The 19585-nt window shown below is 57.7% G+C and carries 23 protein-coding genes and 1 tRNA gene; 5 read left to right on the forward strand and 19 right to left on the reverse strand.

The genetic code is table 11. The features are described from left to right. Positions 1-191: 191 nt before the first annotated feature. From AWU82_RS28080 to thrS, 9 genes are all read right to left on the reverse strand, one after another. Positions 192-268 (reverse strand) — tRNA-Pro (locus tag AWU82_RS28080). Between the two features lie 89 nt (positions 269-357). Continuing rightward, entirely contained in the window at positions 358-714 is a 357-nt protein-coding gene (locus AWU82_RS28085) for a MerR family transcriptional regulator (RefSeq protein WP_003179985.1), read from the reverse strand. Next, a complete protein-coding gene (gene ihfA, locus AWU82_RS28090) occupies positions 695-997 on the reverse strand; it encodes an integration host factor subunit alpha (protein ID WP_002553164.1) in 303 nt (100 codons plus the stop codon). Before ihfA ends, AWU82_RS28085 begins: the two co-directional genes overlap by 20 nt. Before the next feature lie 3 nt (positions 998-1000). Next, positions 1001-3379: a phenylalanine--tRNA ligase subunit beta gene (gene pheT / locus AWU82_RS28095; protein ID WP_064378871.1), complete on the reverse strand. Its 2379-nt coding sequence runs from the start codon at positions 3377-3379 to the stop codon at positions 1001-1003. Between the two features lie 26 nt (positions 3380-3405). Further along, positions 3406-4422 carry a phenylalanine--tRNA ligase subunit alpha gene (gene pheS / locus AWU82_RS28100; protein ID WP_011333387.1) on the reverse strand — a complete coding sequence of 339 codons (1017 nt, stop codon included), beginning with the start codon at positions 4420-4422 and terminating at the stop codon, positions 3406-3408. 109 nt (positions 4423-4531) lie between these two features. Continuing rightward, a complete protein-coding gene (rplT, locus tag AWU82_RS28105; RefSeq protein ID WP_002553161.1) occupies positions 4532-4888 on the reverse strand; it encodes a 50S ribosomal protein L20 in 357 nt (118 codons plus the stop codon). Positions 4889-4918: 30 nt separating this feature from the next. Next, on the reverse strand, positions 4919-5113 hold the full coding sequence (gene rpmI, locus AWU82_RS28110) for a 50S ribosomal protein L35 (protein WP_002553160.1): 195 nt from the start codon (positions 5111-5113) through the stop codon (positions 4919-4921). A 60-nt stretch (positions 5114-5173) separates the two neighbouring features. Next, entirely contained in the window at positions 5174-5725 is a 552-nt protein-coding gene (gene infC / locus AWU82_RS28115) for a translation initiation factor IF-3 (protein ID WP_169432615.1), read from the reverse strand. Beyond that, positions 5725-7647: a threonine--tRNA ligase gene (thrS, locus tag AWU82_RS28120; protein WP_064378870.1), complete on the reverse strand. Its 1923-nt coding sequence runs from the start codon at positions 7645-7647 to the stop codon at positions 5725-5727. Before thrS ends, infC begins: the two co-directional genes overlap by 1 nt. Positions 7648-8018: 371 nt before the next feature. On the opposite strand from thrS, the gene AWU82_RS28125 reads away from it, so the two are divergent. Together AWU82_RS28125 and AWU82_RS28130 are read left to right on the forward strand one after the other, a co-directional pair. Continuing rightward, positions 8019-8321, forward strand: coding sequence for a hypothetical protein (locus tag AWU82_RS28125; protein WP_011333385.1), 303 nt, complete (start codon positions 8019-8021; stop codon positions 8319-8321). Between the two features lie 290 nt (positions 8322-8611). Further along, entirely contained in the window at positions 8612-8824 is a 213-nt protein-coding gene (locus AWU82_RS28130) for a cold-shock protein (protein ID WP_007956027.1), read from the forward strand. 69 nt (positions 8825-8893) lie between these two features. Here AWU82_RS28130 and AWU82_RS28135 read toward each other — a convergent pair whose 3' ends face one another. Together AWU82_RS28135 and AWU82_RS28140 are read right to left on the reverse strand one after the other, a co-directional pair. Then, positions 8894-9211, reverse strand: coding sequence for an I78 family peptidase inhibitor (locus AWU82_RS28135; RefSeq protein ID WP_011333384.1), 318 nt, complete (start codon positions 9209-9211; stop codon positions 8894-8896). A gap of 165 nt (positions 9212-9376) precedes the next feature. Continuing rightward, entirely contained in the window at positions 9377-9682 is a 306-nt protein-coding gene (locus AWU82_RS28140; RefSeq protein WP_064378869.1) for a hypothetical protein, read from the reverse strand. A 129-nt stretch (positions 9683-9811) separates the two neighbouring features. On the opposite strand from AWU82_RS28140, the gene AWU82_RS28145 reads away from it, so the two are divergent. After that, positions 9812-10024: a hypothetical protein gene (locus tag AWU82_RS28145; protein ID WP_007956023.1), complete on the forward strand. Its 213-nt coding sequence runs from the start codon at positions 9812-9814 to the stop codon at positions 10022-10024. Between the two features lie 33 nt (positions 10025-10057). Here the strand turns inward: AWU82_RS28145 and AWU82_RS28150 are convergent, their stop codons facing one another. From AWU82_RS28150 to AWU82_RS28185, 8 genes are all read right to left on the reverse strand, one after another. Continuing rightward, a complete protein-coding gene (locus tag AWU82_RS28150) occupies positions 10058-11086 on the reverse strand; it encodes a nucleoside hydrolase (RefSeq protein ID WP_064378868.1) in 1029 nt (342 codons plus the stop codon). A gap of 44 nt (positions 11087-11130) precedes the next feature. Then, complete coding sequence (gene rbsD / locus AWU82_RS28155; protein WP_064378867.1) at positions 11131-11535, reverse strand: D-ribose pyranase; 405 nt, start codon at positions 11533-11535, stop codon at positions 11131-11133. Then, positions 11532-12449 carry a ribokinase gene (gene rbsK / locus AWU82_RS28160; RefSeq protein ID WP_064378866.1) on the reverse strand — a complete coding sequence of 306 codons (918 nt, stop codon included), beginning with the start codon at positions 12447-12449 and terminating at the stop codon, positions 11532-11534. Before rbsK ends, rbsD begins: the two co-directional genes overlap by 4 nt. 23 nt (positions 12450-12472) lie before the next feature. Next, positions 12473-13492 carry a LacI family DNA-binding transcriptional regulator gene (locus tag AWU82_RS28165; RefSeq protein WP_064378865.1) on the reverse strand — a complete coding sequence of 340 codons (1020 nt, stop codon included), beginning with the start codon at positions 13490-13492 and terminating at the stop codon, positions 12473-12475. A gap of 3 nt (positions 13493-13495) precedes the next feature. Next, entirely contained in the window at positions 13496-14473 is a 978-nt protein-coding gene (locus tag AWU82_RS28170) for an ABC transporter permease (RefSeq protein WP_007956013.1), read from the reverse strand. Beyond that, complete coding sequence (locus AWU82_RS28175) at positions 14470-16023, reverse strand: sugar ABC transporter ATP-binding protein (protein WP_064378864.1); 1554 nt, start codon at positions 16021-16023, stop codon at positions 14470-14472. The genes AWU82_RS28170 and AWU82_RS28175 overlap by 4 nt, the downstream gene beginning before the upstream one ends. A gap of 55 nt (positions 16024-16078) precedes the next feature. Next, positions 16079-17035, reverse strand: a complete 957-nt coding sequence (locus tag AWU82_RS28180; RefSeq protein WP_064378863.1) for a sugar ABC transporter substrate-binding protein — start codon at positions 17033-17035, stop codon at positions 16079-16081. A gap of 201 nt (positions 17036-17236) precedes the next feature. Further along, entirely contained in the window at positions 17237-17689 is a 453-nt protein-coding gene (locus AWU82_RS28185; protein WP_064378862.1) for a hypothetical protein, read from the reverse strand. Between the two features lie 348 nt (positions 17690-18037). Between AWU82_RS28185 and AWU82_RS28190 the strand changes: the two genes are divergently transcribed. Together AWU82_RS28190 and AWU82_RS28195 are read left to right on the forward strand one after the other, a co-directional pair. After that, positions 18038-19126: an asparaginase gene (locus tag AWU82_RS28190; protein WP_064378861.1), complete on the forward strand. Its 1089-nt coding sequence runs from the start codon at positions 18038-18040 to the stop codon at positions 19124-19126. A gap of 185 nt (positions 19127-19311) precedes the next feature. Then, positions 19312-19581: a DUF1654 domain-containing protein gene (locus AWU82_RS28195; RefSeq protein WP_371855269.1), complete on the forward strand. Its 270-nt coding sequence runs from the start codon at positions 19312-19314 to the stop codon at positions 19579-19581. Positions 19582-19585: the final 4 nt, after the last annotated feature.

Raw genomic sequence — 19585 nt, forward strand, 5'->3', positions numbered from 1 at the left:
GCTGAAGATTCCACCCAAAGCCAGTCGTTTTTTAAGGGTAAAAACGAACAAACATAAAAAAGGGTCGCGAGTTAAAATCTCGCAACCCTCTAAATTATATGTTGAGGAGAAAAACGGGATGATCCCCCGCAAAAGTCCCTACGCATGAAAAAGCCCAACTCGTTAAAGTTGGGCTAAGTCATTGAATTATATGGTCGGGACGGAGTGATTCGAACACTCGACCCCTAGCACCCCATGCTAGTGCGCTACCGGACTGCGCTACGCCCCGACTAGGCGTGAAACTCGTTCTCCGTCTCGAAGAACGCTCAAGAATATATCGCAAGCTTTTGAAAACTGGAAGTATTTAAAAGCAGGAAATTATTTCTTGAGAACCACCAGAACATCTTCGAGCTCGGCGATCATCTGGCGGATCATTTGCTTGTATTGGGTGGTGTCGTCTTTGGCCTCATCGCCGGACAGTCGCAGACGCGCACCGCCGATGGTGAACCCCTGATCGTAAAGGAGCGCACGGATCTGCCGGATCATCAGCACGTCCTGGCGCTGATAATACCGGCGGTTTCCGCGGCGTTTGACGGGGTTGAGCTGAGGAAACTCCTGCTCCCAGTAGCGCAGCACGTGTGGTTTTACCGCACACAGCTCGCTGACTTCACCAATGGTGAAGTAGCGTTTGCCCGGGATGACGGGTAGTTCGTCGTTATGACTTGGTTCCAGCATAAGCCTCAACTCGGGCCTTCAATTTCTGCCCTGGACGAAAGGTGACCACACGGCGAGCCGTGATCGGGATTTCTTCCCCCGTTTTCGGGTTGCGGCCAGGCCGCTGGCGTTTGTCCCGAAGGTCGAAATTGCCGAAACCCGACAATTTGACCTGCTCGTTGTCTTCAAGAGCGTGCCTGATTTCCTCGAAAAACAGTTCCACCAACTCCTTGGCTTCCCGCTTGTTCAGGCCCAGCTCTTCATACAGACGTTCCGCCATCTCAGCTTTCGTCAAAGCCCCCATACGTCACTTCCTTAACGTGGCGTTCAACCTTTGTTCGAGCGAGGTGAGGATATCTTGCGTCGTCGAATTCACCTCATCGTCATTAAGAGTGCGCGATGGATGCTGCCAGGTCAAGCCGACTGCGAGGCTTTTTCTATCAGGATCAATGCCTTTACCCTGATACACGTCAAATAGCCTGAGGTCTGTCAGCCATTCGCCTGCATTTTCACGGATTACGTCCAGTACAGCCGAGGCTGCAACGTCTTTGTGCGCAATCAGTGCCAGGTCACGACGCACTTCAGGAAAGCGCGACAACTCGTGGAATTTCGGCATTTTCCCCAGAGCGACTTCAGCCAGAACCAGCTCGAAGACGAACACTGGACGGTCGAGACCCAGGGATTTCGACAGCTCAGGGTGAATCGCGCCGATAAAGCCGACTTCACGCCCTTCCCGCTCGATGCGTGCGGTCTGGCCTGGATGCAGTGCAGGATGCTTGCCCGGTGCAAAAGTGAACTGATCCAGCGCACCGGCAAAGCCCAGCACCGCTTCGACGTCAGCCTTGACGTCGAAGAAGTCGACGGTATCGCGGCCTTGCGCCCAGCCTTCCGGCAGACGGCTGCCGCACACCACACCGGCGATCATCGGTTCTTGCTTCAGACCTTCCAGCTGACCGACAAAGCGCAGACCGCTCTCGAACAGACGAACACGATCCTGCTGACGGTTGAGGTTGTGCTGCAGCGCCTTGACCAAACCCGGCCACAGCGACGAACGCATGGCGGCCATGTCATTGGAGATAGGGTTCGCCAACAGCAGCGGCTCGACGCACGGGTTGAACAGCTCGAACTGCTTCGGATCGATGAAACTGTAAGTGATCGCTTCCTGGTAACCACGAGCGACCAGCAGGCGACGCAGTTCCGGCAGATCGCTGCGCGCTTCGGCCTTGGCCTGTGGCGCCAGACGAGCTTGCGGGTAACGAACCGGCAGGCGGTTGTAACCGTACAGACGCGCCAGCTCTTCGATCAGATCGACTTCCAGGCTGATATCGAAGCGATGGCTCGGCACTTCTACGCGCCACTGCCCTGCTCCGTCGGCGGAAACCTTCAGACCCAAAGCATTGAGCAGGCGCTCGACTTCGGCCGAATCCATTTCCATGCCCAGCATCTGGGTGATGCGCTGCGCACGCAGGGTGATCGGCGCGATCGACGGCAAGTGCTGCTCGTTGACGGTTTCGATGATCGGGCCGGCTTCGCCACCGGTGATTTCCAGCAGCAGGCCAGTGGCGCGCTCCATGGCTTCACGGGCCAGTTGCCAGTCCACACCGCGCTCGTAGCGGTGCGAAGCGTCGGTGTGCAGACCGTAGGAACGAGCCTTGCCCGCCACCGCGATCTGGTCGAAGAACGCACTTTCAAGGAATACGTCGCGAGTGGTCGCAGATACACCGCTGTGCTCGCCACCCATCACGCCAGCAATGGCCAGAGCGCGAGTGTGGTCGGCGATCACCAGCGTATCGCTACGCAGGCTGACTTCCTGACCGTCGAGCAGCACAAGCTTCTCGCCCTCTTCTGCCATGCGCACACGGATGCCGCCATTGATTTCGGCGAGATCGAAAGCGTGCAGCGGCTGGCCCAGCTCGAGCATCACGTAGTTGGTGATGTCGACGGCGGCGTCGATGCTGCGGACTTCGGCGCGACGCAGGCGCTCAACCATCCACAGTGGCGTCGGTTTGGACAGGTCAACGTTACGGATGACACGGCCCAGATAACGCGGGCAGGCAGCAGGTGCCAGGACTTCTACGGAGCGCACTTCGTCGTGCACTGCAGGAACGGCCTTCACCACCGGGCGAGTGACCGGAGCGTCGTACAACGCGCCGACTTCACGGGCCAGACCGGCCAGGGACAGGCAGTCGCCGCGGTTCGGAGTCAGATCGACTTCGATGCTGGCGTCTTCCAGGTCCAGATAAACACGAAAATCTTCGCCCACCGGCGCATCAGCCGGCAGCTCCATCAGACCGTCATTGCCTTCGCCGATCTGAAGTTCGGCTTGCGAGCACAGCATGCCGTTGGACTCGACGCCGCGCAGCTTGGCCTTCTTGATCTTGAAGTCGCCCGGCAGCTCGGCACCGATCATTGCGAACGGAATTTTCAGGCCCGGACGCACGTTTGGCGCACCACACACAACCTGGAAAGGTTCCGCGCCATTGCTGACTTGGCAAACGCGCAATTTGTCGGCATCGGGGTGCTGCTCGGTGCTCAGCACCTCACCCACCACCACGCCACTGAAAACACCGGCGGCCGGCGTAACGCTATCGACCTCAAGACCGGCCATCGACAGACGGGCAACCAGCGCGTCGCGATCTACCTGCGGGCTGACCCAGCCACGCAGCCATTGTTCACTGAATTTCATCCTGCTCTCCTAAGAATTCGTTACGACTAGCGAAATTGCGCGAGGAACCGCAAGTCGTTGTCGAAGAACAGACGCAAGTCGTTCACGCCGTAACGCAGCATGGCCAGACGCTCAACGCCCATGCCGAAGGCGAAGCCCGAGAACTCTTCCGGATCGATTCCGGACATGCGCAGCACGTTCGGATGAACCATGCCGCAGCCCATCACTTCCAGCCAGCCGGTCTGCTTGCAGACGCGGCAGCCTTTACCGCTGCACATCACGCATTCCATGTCGACTTCGGCGGAAGGTTCGGTGAACGGGAAGTACGAAGGGCGGAAACGCACGGCCAGTTCTTTTTCGAAGAACACCCGCAGGAATTCTTCAATCGTGCCTTTGAGGTCGGCGAAGTTGATATCGCGATCGACCAGCAGGCCTTCGACCTGGTGGAACATCGGCGAATGGGTGATATCGGAGTCGCTGCGGTACACACGGCCTGGGCAGACGATGCGGATCGGCGGCTTTTTCGATTCCATGGTGCGGACCTGTACCGGCGAGGTATGGGTGCGCAGCAACATGTTGGCGTTGAAATAGAAGGTGTCATGCATCGACCGGGCCGGGTGGTGGCCTGGGATGTTGAGCGCCTCGAAGTTGTGATAGTCGTCTTCGACCTCAGGGCCCTCGGCGATGCCGTAGCCGATATGGGTGAAGAACTGTTCGATACGTTCCAGAGTCCGGGTTACCGGATGCAGACCACCGGAGGTCTGACCGCGGCCCGGCAGGGTCACGTCAATGGATTCAGCAGACAGTTTGGCAGCCAGTTCGGCTTCCTCAAACAAAGCCATGCGCGCATTGAGAACGCCTGTGACACGTTCCTTGGCAACGTTGATCAGGGCGCCGACCTGCGGACGCTCTTCTGCCGGCAAATTCCCCAGGGTCTTCATCACCTGAGTCAATTCACCCTTTTTGCCAAGGTATTGAACCCGGATTTGCTCCAGGGCATTGATATCTTCAGCGCTTTGCACAGCCTCTAGTGCTTGAGAGACCAGCGCATCCAGGTTTTCCATGTACAGACTCCAGATACAAAATAGGGGAAGAGCTTGAAGGCTCTTCCCCTATTTATGACGTTTAACACCTGGCCCCACAGAGGTGAGGCCGGGTGACTGTCGGGGGTACTTAAGCCAAGGTGGCTTTAGCTTTCTCGACAATCGCAGCAAACGCCGCTTTTTCGTTCACTGCCAGATCAGCCAGAACCTTACGGTCGATCTCGATGGACGCTTTTTTCAGGCCAGCGATGAAACGGCTGTAGGACAGACCGTTAACACGAGCACCAGCGTTGATACGAGCGATCCACAGAGCGCGGAACTGACGTTTTTTCTGACGACGGTCACGGTAGGCGTATTGGCCTGCCTTGATTACCGCTTGCTTGGCAACACGGAATACGCGGGAGCGTGCGCCGTAGTAGCCTTTAGCAAGTTTCAGAATTTTTTTGTGACGTTTACGGGCAATGACGCCACGCTTTACACGAGCCATGAGTTACTTCCTCTATTCTTGATCCAAAAATTAACGAAGGCGCAGCATGCGCTCGACTTTTGCCACGTCAGACGGATGCAGCAAGCTGCTACCGCGCAGTTGACGCTTACGCTTGGTCGACATTTTGGTCAGGATGTGGCTCTTGAAAGCGTGCTTGTGCTTGATACCGTTAGCAGTTTTCAGAAACCGCTTAGCAGCACCACTTTTGGTTTTCATCTTTGGCATGTTCGGATACTCCGCATTCAGTTGATAAACATAATCAGAAGGCCTGCCGTGCCCTGTTGATTACTTCTTCTTTTTCGGGGCGATGACCATGATCAGCTGGCGTCCTTCCATCTTAGGATGCTGTTCGACCGAACCGTACTCGAGCAGGTCTTGTTCAACCCGCTTGAGGAGTTCCATCCCCAGCTCCTGGTGGGCCATCTCACGGCCGCGGAATCGCAAGGATACCTTGGCCCTGTCCCCGTCACTCAGGAAACGTACCAGGTTGCGCAGTTTTACCTGGTAATCCCCTTCCTCCGTCCCTGGACGAAACTTGATTTCTTTTACCTGAATCTGCTTCTGGTTTTTCTTCGCCGCAGCAATCTGCTTCTTCTTTTCGAAGATCGATTTGCCGTAGTCCATCACACGGCAAACCGGTGGGACTGCGTCGGCAGAAATTTCTACCAGATCAAGCTTTGCTTCTTCAGCAATACGAAGCGCTTCATCAATCGAGACGATGCCAATCTGCTCGCCATCAGCGCCAATTAACCGAACCTCGCGTGCCGAGATATTCTCGTTGATCGGGGCTTTCGGTGCAGCTCGTTTATCTTGTCTCATTTCACGCTTAATAATAATTACTCCGAATCTGGGCGACCACGCCGGGAAACCGCTTGCGCGAGAAACTCAGCGAACTGGGCGACGGGCATCGAGCCCAGGTCAGCACCTTCACGAGTACGCACAGCGACAGTCTGCATCTCGACTTCCTTATCCCCAATAACCAAGAGATATGGAACCTTGAGCAAAGTATGCTCGCGGATTTTAAAGCCGATCTTTTCATTTCTCAAGTCGGACTTGGCACGAAACCCGCTTTCGTTGAGAGTTTTTTCGACCTGAGCGACGAAATCTGCCTGTTTATCAGTGATATTCATGATCACTGCCTGGGTTGGCGCCAGCCACGCAGGGAACGCACCTTCGTAGTGCTCGATCAGAATCCCGACGAAACGCTCGAACGAACCGAGGATCGCACGGTGCAACATCACCGGATGCTTGCGGCTGTTGTCTTCGGAAACGTATTCGGCTCCCAGACGCACAGGCAGGTTGAAATCGAGCTGCAAGGTACCACACTGCCACACGCGGCCGAGGCAATCTTTCAGCGAGAATTCGATTTTCGGACCGTAGAACGCCCCCTCACCCGGCTGCAGATCGTACGGCAGACCCGCGCTGTCAAGGGCTGCAGCCAGTGCTGCCTCGGCGCGATCCCACAACTCGTCGGAACCGACGCGTTTTTCCGGACGAGTGGACAGCTTCATCTCGACGTCGGTAAAGCCGAAGTCGCGGTAAACATCCATGGTCAGCTTGATGAACGCAGCGGATTCAGCCTGCATCTGCTCTTCGGTGCAGAAAATGTGAGCATCGTCCTGAGTGAACGCACGCACACGCATGATGCCGTGCAGCGCACCCGACGGCTCGTTACGGTGGCAGGCGCCGAACTCGGCCAGACGCATCGGCAGCTCGCGGTAGCTCTTCAGGCCCTGGTTGAACACCTGCACATGGCAAGGGCAGTTCATCGGCTTGATGGCGTAGTCGCGGCTTTCCGACTCAGTGGTGAACATGTTGTCGGCGTAGTTTGCCCAGTGCCCGGATTTCTCCCACAGGCTGCGGTCAACGACTTGCGGCGTCTTGATCTCGAGATAGCCGTTGTCGCGCTGCACTTTGCGCATGTACTGCTCGAGTACCTGGTACAGCGTCCAGCCGTTCGGGTGCCAGAACACCATGCCCGGCGCTTCTTCCTGGGTATGAAACAGGCCCAGGCGCTTGCCGATCTTGCGGTGATCGCGCTTTTCAGCTTCTTCAATACGCTGGATGTAAGCAGCCAGTTGCTTCTTGTCTGCCCACGCGGTGCCATAAACGCGCTGCAATTGCTCGTTTTTGGCATCACCGCGCCAGTAGGCGCCGGACAGCTTGGTCAGCTTGAAGGATTTCAGGAAGCGAGTGTTCGGCACGTGCGGACCGCGGCACATGTCGACGTATTCTTCGTGATAGTACAGGCCCATGGCCTGCTCGTTCGGCATGTCTTCGACCAGGCGCAGCTTGTAGTCTTCGCCACGAGCCTTGAACACTTCGATCACTTCGGCACGCGGAGTGACTTTCTTGATGACGTCATATTCTGTATCGATCAGCTGGTGCATGCGCTGTTCGATGGCCGCCATGTCGTCCGGAGTAAAAGGACGCTCGAAGGCAATGTCGTAATAGAAACCTTCGTCGATAACCGGCCCGATGACCATTTTTGCAGTCGGGTACAGCTGCTTGACCGCATGGCCGACCAGGTGGGCGCAAGAGTGGCGAATGATCTCCAGCCCCTCTTCATCCTTTGGCGTGATGATTTGCAGCGTCGCATCGCTGTCGATGATGTCGCAGGCGTCGACCAGCTTGCCATTGACCTTTCCGGCTACGGTGGCCTTGGCCAGACCTGCACCGATGGAGGCGGCGACCTCGGCTACGGAAACCGGGTGATCGAATGAACGTTGACTGCCGTCGGGAAGAGTAATAGTTGGCATGGCGCCTCCTCTCCTAGTGGTGACCCCTACCAAAGGTCACGTGGGTTGGGATGAGCCAGTACAAGATCCGATCCAGGCCATTCAATGACGAACGCCTGCCTTACAGCGGCAGGAGCCTTGCGGCCAACCGGAAAACCGAACCAGAGTGACTGGGATTCAAATCGGAAAATTCGTGCGCTGCCGCTACCGGGACTGAAGGTCATCCGGAGCCTGCGAACGCCCGAGTCAGGCATGCTAGCACAGATGAACGGTCACCGATGCACTCAGGTTTTAGCGAGAGGCAAATCGTCTGTTTTATGCCAGAGTGCTGAACTTGATCGGCCTTTGGGCCCTCAGATAACAAGACATTGACCCACAAGGAGCATCCTCGCATGCGTCTTAACACCCTGCTTGCTGCAGTCGCCCCCCTCGTTTTGCTGCTGCCGCTGAGCGCCCACGCCGACTGGCCAAAGGGCGAGCGTGAGAAATACATGGCTCAGTGCACCCAGGCGGCCACTCCGCAAATCGGTGCCGCTGCCGCAAAATCCCACTGCGCGTGCGGTGCCGATGCCATCAAGTCCTACCCGGCCAGCGATATTCAGGCATTGATGGACAACAAGGCCACGCCTGAACTGCAACAGAAAGCCTTGGGGCAAATTGCCAAATGCAAGGCCAATACCCCGGCGAAAAAATGATGAAACAGGCCTTTTCACTGCCTCCAGCACCGCTGAAAAGCATCTGATTCAGGCCATTTCGTACGATTTATGCAGGTTTTACAGGTTTTTTTATTGTCTTTATTTTTCGCTCAAAGCCTTTTAAACCGGGGCCTCCAGCCGAAACAGGCAGTAAAGAAAACACGACTGATTGGCAAACAGCACGTCCGGGGGGCTACCAAAGCGAACATTTCGACTATGATACCCCGGTGTGCCCAGTTGGCCTGAGCAGCACAGTACTACTGAAAATATATGTTTCTTGGAGATACACCATGTCTAATCGCCAAACCGGCACCGTTAAATGGTTCAACGATGAAAAAGGCTTCGGCTTCATCACTCCTCAAGGTGGCGGTGACGACCTGTTCGTACACTTCAAAGCTATCGAAACTGACGGTTTCAAAAGCCTGAAAGAAGGCCAGACCGTTTCCTTCGTGGCTGAGAAAGGCCAAAAGGGTATGCAAGCTGCACAAGTTCGCCCAGAGTAATTTCCCGGCGCACTAAAAAACCCCGTCCATGTGACGGGGTTTTTTATGGGTGAGACAAATGCCCGAAACTCAGCCGCAGCTGACGCGAGTGACCACCAGGTTCTGATCGGTATTCAGGTTGAGGCGATCGGAGCGGTACTCCAAAGTAATCATGTCATTCGGCTTGAGGAACCGGGCGTTCTGCGCACCGGCTTTTTTGCGTGCTTGCTCCAACAGCTCTGGCGAAGCTTTCTTGCCGAGAGCGAACTCCGCAGCCGATACCTCACAACGACCATGTCCGGCCTCAGTCGCCACGGGATCCTTTTGCGACTCGCTGGAGGTCGTGGTGCAACCACCCAGCAAAGCAACGGCCATCAGTGCACCCAGTGACGCGAACTTCCAAGGCATGAAGCCTCCTTATTCAATTTTTACCAGAGATCGTGCGACCACCAATACGGCGATTGGTTTCCCGATGAGTGCCATCACCCTGCCCCACCATCGGAAAAACGCCGAGTGTGCCTGAGCAACACCTGAAGCATCACCCCGTAAAACGTCACTGAATATTAATGACGCTCAGTAGACATCAATGTAGTCGTAGGGCGGATTCGGCCAGTTGTCCTTGAGCGCATTGAAAATCTGCATGACCCAGACTTCGTCGCTGGCTGCGACATTTCCCACATACCCTGAGCCTTTTGCCCAGGTCTCCAAGCGAAACAGCAGGCCATCAATGTCCTGACCACCAGTGACACCCGAAGAGATATAGGCGATCCCGCCCTTGGTTACGCGCAGCTGGGTATGTTCGTCATCACTGGCCGACGCAAGCATCTGGCGGACAGCATCAAGGGTCAGGCCGTCGGGGCTATTCAAATCGATCTGCACAGCGCAATCCTTGTTTTTCTGCGGAAACGACCAAGTGTCGCATAGCGCTGTGCTGATGCCTAAGTCGCAGTGCCAACCGCCCGACAAAATGGTTAACTCAAGACTTCAATCCCGAGACCGAGCCTTGCCATGACCACCGTAAGCATTACCGCCGACATCAAGGCCACCTGGCCACAAGGGCACAGTTCTTACAGTCCGGGCAGTCCCGAGGAATTGGCATTGATCAGCATTGACTTGCTGGTGAAGACGTTGGGAACACAAGGCGCGCAGTCATTCATCGCCCAGCTGTTCGAGAAGTATCCCGATGACTTCAAAGGAACATCGGACACCGAGAGGGAGTAGAAGCCCGCAAGCTGGCACCTGCGGGCGTATGGCTTACTTCAGACGCTTCAGACGCTCGGTCAGCAGATCGAAGAAGCCTTGGGCATCGCCGTTCTCCACCCAGAAGGCGTTCTTCGGCGCCTTCAGGCCGTCATACCAGTCGACAATGGTCTGGCCGAAGGTCGGGCCTTCACGACTGTCGATCACCACACTCACCGAACGACCCATGAACAGCTCGGGCTTGAGCAGGTAAGCCACGACGGTGGCGTCATGCACCGGGCCACCCGGAATACCGTAGTGCTCCATATCCCCTTTGATGTACTCGTTGAGGATGCCGCCGACAATCTTGCTCGCATTGTTGTTCAGCGCCGCAATCTGCTTCAGGCGCGCATCGCTGGTCAGGATCTTGTGGGTCACGTCCAGCGGCAGATAAGTCAGTTTCACCCCGCTTTTGAGCACCACTTCCGCGGCCTGCGGGTCGGCGTACAGGTTGAATTCAGCCACCGGCGTGATGTTGCCGCCATTGAAGTGGGCGCCACCCATGATCACGACTTCCTTGATGCCCTGAACGATCTCCGGCTCCTGGATCAGCGCCAGGGCCAGGTTGGTCTGCGGGCCGAGCATCGCGATGGTGATGCTGTGCGGCTTGGCTTTTTTCAGGGTGTCGATCAGATAGTTGACCGCATTGCCTTCGGCCAGGCCTTTCTTCGGCTCATGCACAGTGACACCCGACAGGCCTTCCTTGCCATGGATGTTTTCGGCGTAGATCGGCGTACGCATCAGCGGTTTTGGCGCCCCGGCGTACACCGGAATATCTTCCCGCCCAGCCCACTCACGGGCCAACCTGGCATTACGTGAAGTCTTGTCCAGACGCACATTGCCGGCCACGGTGGTCAACGCGCGAATGTTCAGCTCCTCCGGGGAGGCCAGGGCAAACAACAGGGCGACCACGTCGTCGGCGCCCGGATCGGTGTCGATGATCAGGTCGATCTTTTCCGCCGCCTGGGCGCCGGTCGCGGTTATCACGGACAAAAGCAGCAGACTCCGAATCAATTGATGCAATTTTTGAGCATAGCGGTGCATGGCGCATTCCTTGTGCAGATGAAATCAAAAGGGGCGAACCCTGTTTAGAACGTAACTCCAGACACCAGCACGATGTTGCAGTACGGCTGGCATTCGCCCGTACGAACAATCGCTCGTGCCTGTCGGCTGAGTCCTTTGAATTGCTCGTGACTGAGCAGGTCACGCCGCCCCAGCGAGCCTTCGTCATTCAGCTCGTCCAGCGTGGACAGCGCGGTCGGTTGCCTGTCGAAAATCTCCTTGGCCAGCGCGTGGCTTTCCACCTGCATTTCGCTGAGCACGACTTTCAGGGTGCTGACGAAATCCGGAACGCCGTGCGTCAACGCCAGGTCGATCAGCTCGACACCCGGCGGCACCGGCAGGCCGGCATCACCGATCACGACCATGTCGCCGTGGCCGAGGGAGGCAATCAGCCGCGACAGGGCGACATTGAGCAAAGGAGTCTTTTTCATGCGGGTTTGAATGCCTGTACGTCGGAGGTGGTGGGAATGGACGGCTGGGCACCTGCCCGGGTGACCGACAGGGCCGCAGCAATCTGTCCAAAACGAATGGCCTCGTCCTCGGTTTTGCCGGCCGCCAGGGCAGCCGCAAATCCGCCAACAAAAGTATCCCCGGCGGCGGTGGTATCGACAGCCTTCACTTTGGGTGCAGGAAAATGCTGGTAACCCGTACCGTTGGCGAACAAAGAGCCTTGAGCCCCCAACGTGATGATGACCTTGCCGGCCCCCAGCGCAATCAGGTGCGCGGCGGCTTTCTCAGCGGTCTCCAGCGAGTCCACCGGCAATCCGCTGAGGGCGGCGGCCTCGCTCTCGTTGGGAATCAGGTAATCGATGGCGGCAAACCAGTCTGCCGGCAGCGGACGACTGGCCGGCGCCGGGTTGAGGATGACTGTCTTGCCCAGCTCACGTCCGCGCTTGAGGGCATGGCCTACGGTGGCATCAGGGATTTCCAGCTGGCAGATGATCACGTCGGCCGCTTGCAGCACGGCGTCGAACCGGTCGATGACCGCCGGGGTCATCGAACCATTGGCACCGGCAACGATGACAATCGCGTTCTGACTGTTGTCATCGACCACGATCAGCGCCACGCCACTGGAATCCTCGACCACGCTGACAGCCTGGCAATCGATCTGTTCGGCCAGCAACGCCTCGCGCAATTGCACGCCATAGGCATCGGTGCCGACGCAGCCGACCATCGACACTTTCGCACCCAGACGCGCAGCAGCCACCGCCTGATTGGCACCCTTGCCACCGGACACGGTCGCGAAGGAATGGCCGATCAGCGTCTCACCACCCCGGGGCAAGCGAGGCGCCCGGGTGACCAGATCCATGTTCAGGCTACCTATTACCACTACATTTGTGGACATACATCACTACTCTTCAATTCGTTTCAGCGGTATTCGGTGAACACGCCGGACAGCGGTGCAGTCGATTCACGCAAGACAATACTCGGCGTCACGATCCGTTGATCCGTCGCCAGACCCGGGGTGGCAATTCTTCGCAACAAGACTTCCGCGGCCATCTCGCCCAGTTGCAGGATCGACTGGCCCACAGTCGTCAGCGCTGGATACACGTAGCGGCTCATCTGGATATCGTCGAAGCCGATCACCGACAACTCGGCAGGCACGCGCACGTTGCGCTCCGCCGCCGCTCGCAGCACACCGATGCCGATCATGTCGTTACCGGCAAAAATCGCGCTCGGCGGGTTTCGCTCGAGCAGGACCGAGGCCGCGTTGTAACCGCCAGTGCTGGTGAAGTCGCTTTCCAGCATGCGCGACGGGGACACCTCAACACCGGCCTCTTTCAGCGCGCGACAAAAACCGGCCTGACGCATTTGCGCAACACTGGTACTGGCCGGACCACCGATCGTGGCGATATCGCGATGACCGAGCCCAAGCAGATGCCGCGTCGCAAGGTACGCGCCATATTCGTGATCGATGCGCACCAGGTCGGCGTCCACGCCTTCGAGTCCACGGTCGACGATCACCATCGGCGTCTTCACACCCGCCAACCCTTGCGCCAGACCGCTGTCGCCACCCGCAGAGGCGACGATCAAGCCGTCGATGCGTTTTTCCAACAGGACCCGCAGGTAGCTGCGCTGCTTGTCCGGGTTGTCGTCGGAGTTGCAGAGAATCACGCAGTAACCGTTACGCTCGCAGTAATCCTCGATCCCGCGCGCCAGTTCGGCGAAGTATGGGTTAAGGCTGTTGGGCACCAGCAAACCGATGGTGGCAGTGGTTTTCGCCTTCAGCGAACGGGCCACGGCGCTCGGCACATAGTCGAGACTCTTGATCGCCGCCTCGACCTTGACCCGCACCTCTTCGCTCACCGGTCGGGTCTTGTTTACTACGTGGGACACGGTCGTATAGGAAATTCCTGCGAGTGCCGCCACATCCTTGATCGTTGCCATTTATCAGCCCCGTCGGCTTGCGCGTTGACTGCGATAGGTATCGAGCACCACGGCGATTACGATCACCGCGCCGGTGATGATGCGCTTGGTCGGCTCGGTCGCGCCAATCTGCGCCAGACCGGCCGCCAGGACGGAGATGATCAACACGCCGAAAAAGGTGCTGATTACCGAACCACGTCCGCCCATCAGGCTGGTGCCGCCGATCACCACGGCAGCGATCACTTGCAGCTCAAGGCCGGAACCGGCATTCGGGTCGGCCGCTTCCAGCCGGGAAATCTGGAACAGCGCCGCAATGCCGGCGAGCAGCCCCATCAGACTGAAGACCAGGATCTTGTAGGGTTTTGGATTGATCCCCGCCAGACGCACCGCTTCTTCGTTGGTGCCAATGCCGATCAGGTAGCGACCGAACACAGTACGGGTCAGAACGGCCTGGGCAATAAAGATGACCAGCAAGGCAATGATGAACGACGGCGAAATGCCGAAGGCGATCGGGTTCGACAGCCAGGCGAAGGAATCACCGATGTAGGCCGTACGCGAACCGGTCATCTGATAGGCCAGGCCACGGGCCATCTCCAGAACACCCAGAGACACGATGAACGACGGAATTCGCCACGCCACGGTAATCGAGCCAGTAACCGTGCCAGCCAACGCCGCGACAGCCATACCCAGCAAGGCCGCCGGCAGTACGCTCCAGCCCCAGCCAAGAATCGCCACGCTGACAGTGGAGGCCGCGAGTGCCAGTACCGAGCCCACCGACAGATCGATCCCGCCGATGATCAGGACGAAGGTCATGCCCACTGCCAGCACCATCAGGTCGGGAATCTGGTTGGCCAGGGTGCTGAAGGTGTTGTACGACAGGAAATGGCTGCTCATGACCGAGAACAGCGCAATCATTGCCAGCAACGCGCCGGCGAGGCCCAGATAAGTGCCAAGGCCGTAGAAATTGCCACTGGATTTGCCGGCGGAAGATGCAGTTTTCATGGGAGATCCCTAGGCGCTGCTTCGTTGAGCAACGCATCACGTTTCTGGTAGCCGGCGAATGCGGCGGCAAGCAAGTCATCCTGGGTCCAGCTGTCGCGTTCGAACGTATCGATCAGACGCCCCGCCGACAACACACCGATGCGGTCGCAGATCAGCATCAACTCGCGCAAATCGCTGGACACCACGACCAAGGCCTTGCCCTGCCGGGTCAGTTCGCCGAGCAAGGCATAGATATCGAATTTGGCGCCGACGTCGATACCACGAGTCGGCTCGTCGAACAGCAACACCGAGCAGTCGCGCTCAAGCCAGCGACCGATCACCACCTTTTGCTGATTGCCGCCGGACAGCTCGGATACCAGCTGCGTCGGGCTGGAACTGCGGATACGCATGGCGTCGATCTGCCGTTGCGCGAGCTTCGTTTCGTCGCCGTTGTTGACGAACCCGCCACTGGAAATCTCCGGCATGTTGCCCAAAGCAATGTTGGCGCTGATCGATTGGCTCAGCAGCAGGCCTTCGCCCTTGCGATCCTCGGTGATCAGGGCGATGCCGTTGCGCACCGCATCGACTGGCGAGCGAATGCTCACCGTTTTCGCCGGTGAACCGAGTGCCACAGTGCCGCAGTCCGCGACATCGGCACCGAAGATCAGCCGCAAAAGCTCGGTACGCCCTGCCCCGATCAGACCCGAGATGCCAAAAATCTCACCGGCGCGAACCTCAAAGGACACGTCGCGCACCTTGTCGGAGCGGGTCAGGCCTTTGACCGTCAGGGCCGGCGCGCCGATGTTGCGAGTCCCCAGATCGATATGCTCGCCCAACTCGCGACCGACCATCAGGGTGACCAGTTGCTCGCTGTTGTAGTTGGCCATCGGTTCGACACAAACCAGATTGCCGTCACGCAGCACGGCAATGCGCTGTGCGACCCGGGCCAGTTCTTCGAGGCGATGGGAGATGTAGATGATCGAGACACCGCGCGCCTGCAGCCGGGTGATCTGCTCAAAGAGCATCTCGACTTCGCGTGCGGTCAGCATCGCGGTCGGTTCGTCGAGGATCAGCACGTGACAATCGCCGATCAGGTTACGGGCGATCTCGACCATTTGCTGGTGACCGATGCCCAACTCGCCGACCAGTGTGTCCGGGTCGATGGCATCGAGGCCGACCTGAGCCATGGCTTCGATCGCAGCCTTGCGCAGCTGCTTGCGGCTGATCCAGCCACCGTTGCTCGGCAGGTTGTCAAGGAACAGGTTCTCCGCCACCGAAAGCGTCGGCAGCAGATTGAGCTCTTGCATGACCATGCGCACACCCAGCTCTTCAGCCTGCGTGCGGCTGCCGGGGCGATATTCCTTGCCCTGGAACTGCATCTGGCCGGTGGTAGGCGTGACCAGTCCACCGATGATCTTCGACAGAGTGCTTTTGCCGGCACCGTTCTCACCGGTCAGCGCCAGCACTTCACCGCGCATCAACGTCAGGTCGATGCCGGTCAGAACCGGTTGCGCATAGGTCTTGCCGATACCGCTGACCGAGAGGACAGCGTTCGGAGCGGAAACTGACATAAAAATCTCCATGCGCTCGCCCGGACGGACGAGCGCCATCGTGTCGCCAAAGGACTTACTTGGTGACCAGCTCGACCGGCGTTTCGATCACGCCATTGGCACCACTGTCGACTTTCTCGCCCTTGATGATTTTCAGCGCGGTCTCGATGCCGAACACCGCCTGCTTCGCAGCGTACTGGTCGGCCGTCGCCAGGACGCGACCGTCCTTCAGCATGGGCTTGATGGCGTTGATATTGTCGTAACCGACAACCTGCACCTGACCGGCCTTGCCGGCAGCGCGCACGGCGGAAACGGCACCTACGGCCATGCTGTCGTTGCCGGCCAGCAGCGCCTTCACGTCCGGGTACTCGCTGAGAATCGAAGCGGCGACCTTATTGCCCTTGTCGATTTCCCAATCGCCGGACTGCAGGGAGACAACCTTGATCTGCGCGGCCTCCATCGCATCCTTGAAGCCTGCGGTACGCTGCTGGGCGTTGGTCGTCGTGGAGACGCCTTCAATGATGCCCACTTCGTCACCGGCCTTCAGTTGCTTGGCCAGGTATTCGCCCACCAGACGCGCGCCTTTGCGGTTGTCCGGGCCTACGAAAGGAACGCTGATGTTCTTGCTTTTGATCACAGCCGGATCCAGCTGGTTGTCGATGTTGATCACGGTGATACCGGCATCGACGGCTTTCTTGATCACCGGCACCATCGCCTTGGAATCAGACGGTGCGATGACCAGTGCATTGACCTTCGCCAGAATCATCTGCTCGACGATGCGCGTCTGCCCCGCCGTATCGGTTTCATCCTTGATGCCGTTGGAGATCAAGTCGAAATCGGCGGAATGTTCTTTCTGGTAGGCCTTGGCGCCGTCTTCCATGGTCAGGAAGAATTCGTTGGCTAGGGATTTCATGACCAGGGCAACTTTGGGTTTTTCAGGGGATTCGGCGAAAGCCGAAGAGACAGGCAGTGCAGTGGATGCGGCAGCCAGCATGGCGACAGCAAGAAGACGTCCAGCGAATGGCAGCTTCATGGGTTCACTCCGATCTTATGATTATTGTGAGCAACGCTTGCGCTGGCGTAAGCTCGCTGCACCCCACGACAATTCAATCCATCGCGAAGGCCGCGCAAACGTTTGCGTAGACCGAACTATGCGAATCAGGCCGACATTTGTCAACAATCAGAAATCGGTATTGCGTTACAGGGCGAATCCATCGATCCGCCCATTGGGTGCTCAAGCCGTGGTGTTGACCACATTACCGGCGGAAGACCCCTTCGACATTTCCTTGACCAGCGCAGCCGAGACTTCCAGCAGCGCACCGCTGGTTTGAGCGATCTGCCCCTGGATGGACATCACCGCTTGCGACTTGGCTTCGGGGGTTGGATAACTCGCAGCCTGCGCGGCGGCCAGTTGCTGTTGCTGCTCCTGAAGCTGCTTCTGCAATTCCTGCATGCGTTTGAGCAGCGTCTTGATAGTGACGCTCAGATTGTCACCGCCTTCAGCCTCGCTTGCGCTTGCTTCCTGGGCAGGACCACCGGTTCTGACCTGATTGGTTTCAACCTTTTCCGTACCCAGCGCCTCGGCGGACGCATCGGCCTCAGCTTCACTCATTGCATTGATCGTCGCTGCAGTTTTGCCGCCGATCGTGACCGAAGCGGGATTTGAAAAACCGATCGTCAGTGACATGTGAACTCCCTAAGTTTCAGTGTCCTTTAGCACGCATCGGCCTGATTGACGGTTTCTTTAGCAGAAAACTCGAAACCGGCAACCTGATTGCGTCGACAGATGCAGTGGTACTTTTCGGAGAGCCGAACATGAAAGCTTCCATTGTTCGGAATACCGGATAAACGATTGCTGCAAAAAATCGTCAACCCGATAAATACTGATATAAATCAAAAAGTTAAATACTTCGCCAAAGCAAAGTGCGACTGGTACAGATCCTGCTCCCTCCCTGCACCCCTGGCATTCAGATCGGCCCGGGGCGCATCTAGATGAACCTGCATCAGCACCGTCTCACTACTAGAGAGAAAAATAATGACATCTGCTTTGAAGAGTTTCGTTCCGGGCGCTTTGGCCCTTCTCCTGCTCCTGCCAACCGCCCTCCAGGCAAAAGAAGCTGAAACCCAGGCCAAACTGGCCAACGTGGTGGTACTGGCCACCGGCGGCACTATTGCCGGTGCCGGCGCCAGCGCAGCCAACAGTGCGACCTATCAGGCTGCGAAAGTGGGCATCGAACAGTTGATCGCCGGCATTCCCGAGCTGAGCACGCTGGCCAATGTGCGTGGCGAACAGGTCATGCAAATCGCCTCGGAAAGCATCACCAACGAAAACCTCCTGCAACTGGGTCGTCGTGTTTCCGAACTGGCCGAGAGCAAAGACGTCGATGGCATCGTCATCACCCACGGCACCGACACCCTGGAAGAGACCGCGTACTTCCTGAACCTGGTGGAAAAAACCGACAAGCCGATCATCGTCGTCGGCTCCATGCGCCCGGGCACCGCCATGTCGGCGGACGGAATGCTGAACCTGTACAACGCCGTGGCCGTCGCCAGCAGCAAAGAAGCGCGCGGCAAAGGCGTACTGGTGACCCTGAACGATGAAATCCAGTCGGGTCGCGATGTCAGCAAGATGATCAACATCAAGACCGAAGCGTTCAAAAGCGCCTGGGGCCCGCTCGGCATGGTAGTCGAAGGCAAATCCTACTGGTTCCGCCTGCCAGCCAAGCGCCACACCATGGATTCGGAATTCGACATCAAAAACATCAAGAGCCTTCCTGATGTAGAAATCGCCTATTCCTACGGCAATGTCAGCGATACAGCCTACAAGGCTTTCGCCCAGTCCGGCGCCAAGGCGATCATCCATGCCGGCACCGGCAACGGCTCGGTTTCCTCCCGCGTGGTTCCGGCCTTGCAGGCTCTGCGCAAGGACGGCGTGCAGATCATTCGCTCGTCTCACGTCAATGCCGGCGGTTTCGTTCTGCGCAACGCCGAACAGCCTGACGACAAATACGACTGGGTGGTCGCTCACGACTTGAACCCACAGAAAGCCCGCATCCTGGCCATGGTTGCGCTGACCAAGACCAACGACAGCAAAGAGCTGCAACGGATGTTCTGGGAATACTGATTCGTCTTCGTCTGATCCTTCCTGATCGGTCACTGACTTCACCCTTCGTCAACTTGACGGAGGGTGGAGCTCCCACATCCGCCAAAGAAAAATTACACCTGCGCGACACCAAAACCGGAAAACCGGTGTCAGAGGATTTTCTTGAATTTTAAGCAGTTGCGAAAATGCCTACAGTTAAATACTGTATGCACGTACAGCTTAATAAGGATAACCTCGTGGCCACTTCCCCTGATGCTCCTGACGCTTACGAACGTATGGGCATGCGCGTTCAAAAAATCATCAACTCCCCCACCGCACAAAAAGCCAAAGCCGCACTGATCTTCCGCCTTCCGGACGAACCGGCGGACGAGTGGGAGCGCTTACTGGAAGAGATCGACGAGAACGACAACGTCACCCTCGCCTACCGCGACGACGGTGGCGTACAGATTTTCTGGGTTGTGCCGAAGGAAGATTGATTCA

The organism is Pseudomonas glycinae (assembly GCF_001594225.2).
Taxonomy (GTDB): domain Bacteria; phylum Pseudomonadota; class Gammaproteobacteria; order Pseudomonadales; family Pseudomonadaceae; genus Aquipseudomonas; species Aquipseudomonas glycinae.

Bases quoted from the DNA above. Each gene is read 5' to 3' on its own strand.
- AWU82_RS28085 (WP_003179985.1), bottom strand. From the start codon at position 714: ATGCTGGAACCAAGTCATAACGACGAACTACCCGTCATCCCGGGCAAA.
- ihfA (WP_002553164.1), bottom strand. From the start codon at position 997: ATGGGGGCTTTGACGAAAGCTGAGATGGCGGAACGTCTGTATGAAGAG.
- pheT (WP_064378871.1), bottom strand. From the start codon at position 3,379: ATGAAATTCAGTGAACAATGGCTGCGTGGCTGGGTCAGCCCGCAGGTA.
- pheS (WP_011333387.1), bottom strand. From the start codon at position 4,422: ATGGAAAACCTGGATGCGCTGGTCTCTCAAGCACTAGAGGCTGTGCAA.
- rplT (WP_002553161.1), bottom strand. From the start codon at position 4,888: ATGGCTCGTGTAAAGCGTGGCGTCATTGCCCGTAAACGTCACAAAAAA.
- rpmI (WP_002553160.1), bottom strand. From the start codon at position 5,113: ATGCCAAAGATGAAAACCAAAAGTGGTGCTGCTAAGCGGTTTCTGAAA.
- thrS (WP_064378870.1), bottom strand. From the start codon at position 7,647: ATGCCAACTATTACTCTTCCCGACGGCAGTCAACGTTCATTCGATCAC.
- AWU82_RS28125 (WP_011333385.1), top strand. From the start codon at position 8,019: ATGCGTCTTAACACCCTGCTTGCTGCAGTCGCCCCCCTCGTTTTGCTG.
- AWU82_RS28130 (WP_007956027.1), top strand. From the start codon at position 8,612: ATGTCTAATCGCCAAACCGGCACCGTTAAATGGTTCAACGATGAAAAA.
- AWU82_RS28135 (WP_011333384.1), bottom strand. From the start codon at position 9,211: ATGCCTTGGAAGTTCGCGTCACTGGGTGCACTGATGGCCGTTGCTTTG.
- AWU82_RS28145 (WP_007956023.1), top strand. From the start codon at position 9,812: ATGACCACCGTAAGCATTACCGCCGACATCAAGGCCACCTGGCCACAA.
- AWU82_RS28150 (WP_064378868.1), bottom strand. From the start codon at position 11,086: ATGCACCGCTATGCTCAAAAATTGCATCAATTGATTCGGAGTCTGCTG.
- rbsD (WP_064378867.1), bottom strand. From the start codon at position 11,535: ATGAAAAAGACTCCTTTGCTCAATGTCGCCCTGTCGCGGCTGATTGCC.
- rbsK (WP_064378866.1), bottom strand. From the start codon at position 12,449: ATGTCCACAAATGTAGTGGTAATAGGTAGCCTGAACATGGATCTGGTC.
- AWU82_RS28165 (WP_064378865.1), bottom strand. From the start codon at position 13,492: ATGGCAACGATCAAGGATGTGGCGGCACTCGCAGGAATTTCCTATACG.
- AWU82_RS28170 (WP_007956013.1), bottom strand. From the start codon at position 14,473: ATGAAAACTGCATCTTCCGCCGGCAAATCCAGTGGCAATTTCTACGGC.
- AWU82_RS28175 (WP_064378864.1), bottom strand. From the start codon at position 16,023: ATGTCAGTTTCCGCTCCGAACGCTGTCCTCTCGGTCAGCGGTATCGGC.
- AWU82_RS28180 (WP_064378863.1), bottom strand. From the start codon at position 17,035: ATGAAGCTGCCATTCGCTGGACGTCTTCTTGCTGTCGCCATGCTGGCT.
- AWU82_RS28185 (WP_064378862.1), bottom strand. From the start codon at position 17,689: ATGTCACTGACGATCGGTTTTTCAAATCCCGCTTCGGTCACGATCGGC.
- AWU82_RS28190 (WP_064378861.1), top strand. From the start codon at position 18,038: ATGACATCTGCTTTGAAGAGTTTCGTTCCGGGCGCTTTGGCCCTTCTC.
- AWU82_RS28195 (WP_371855269.1), top strand. From the start codon at position 19,312: ATGCACGTACAGCTTAATAAGGATAACCTCGTGGCCACTTCCCCTGAT.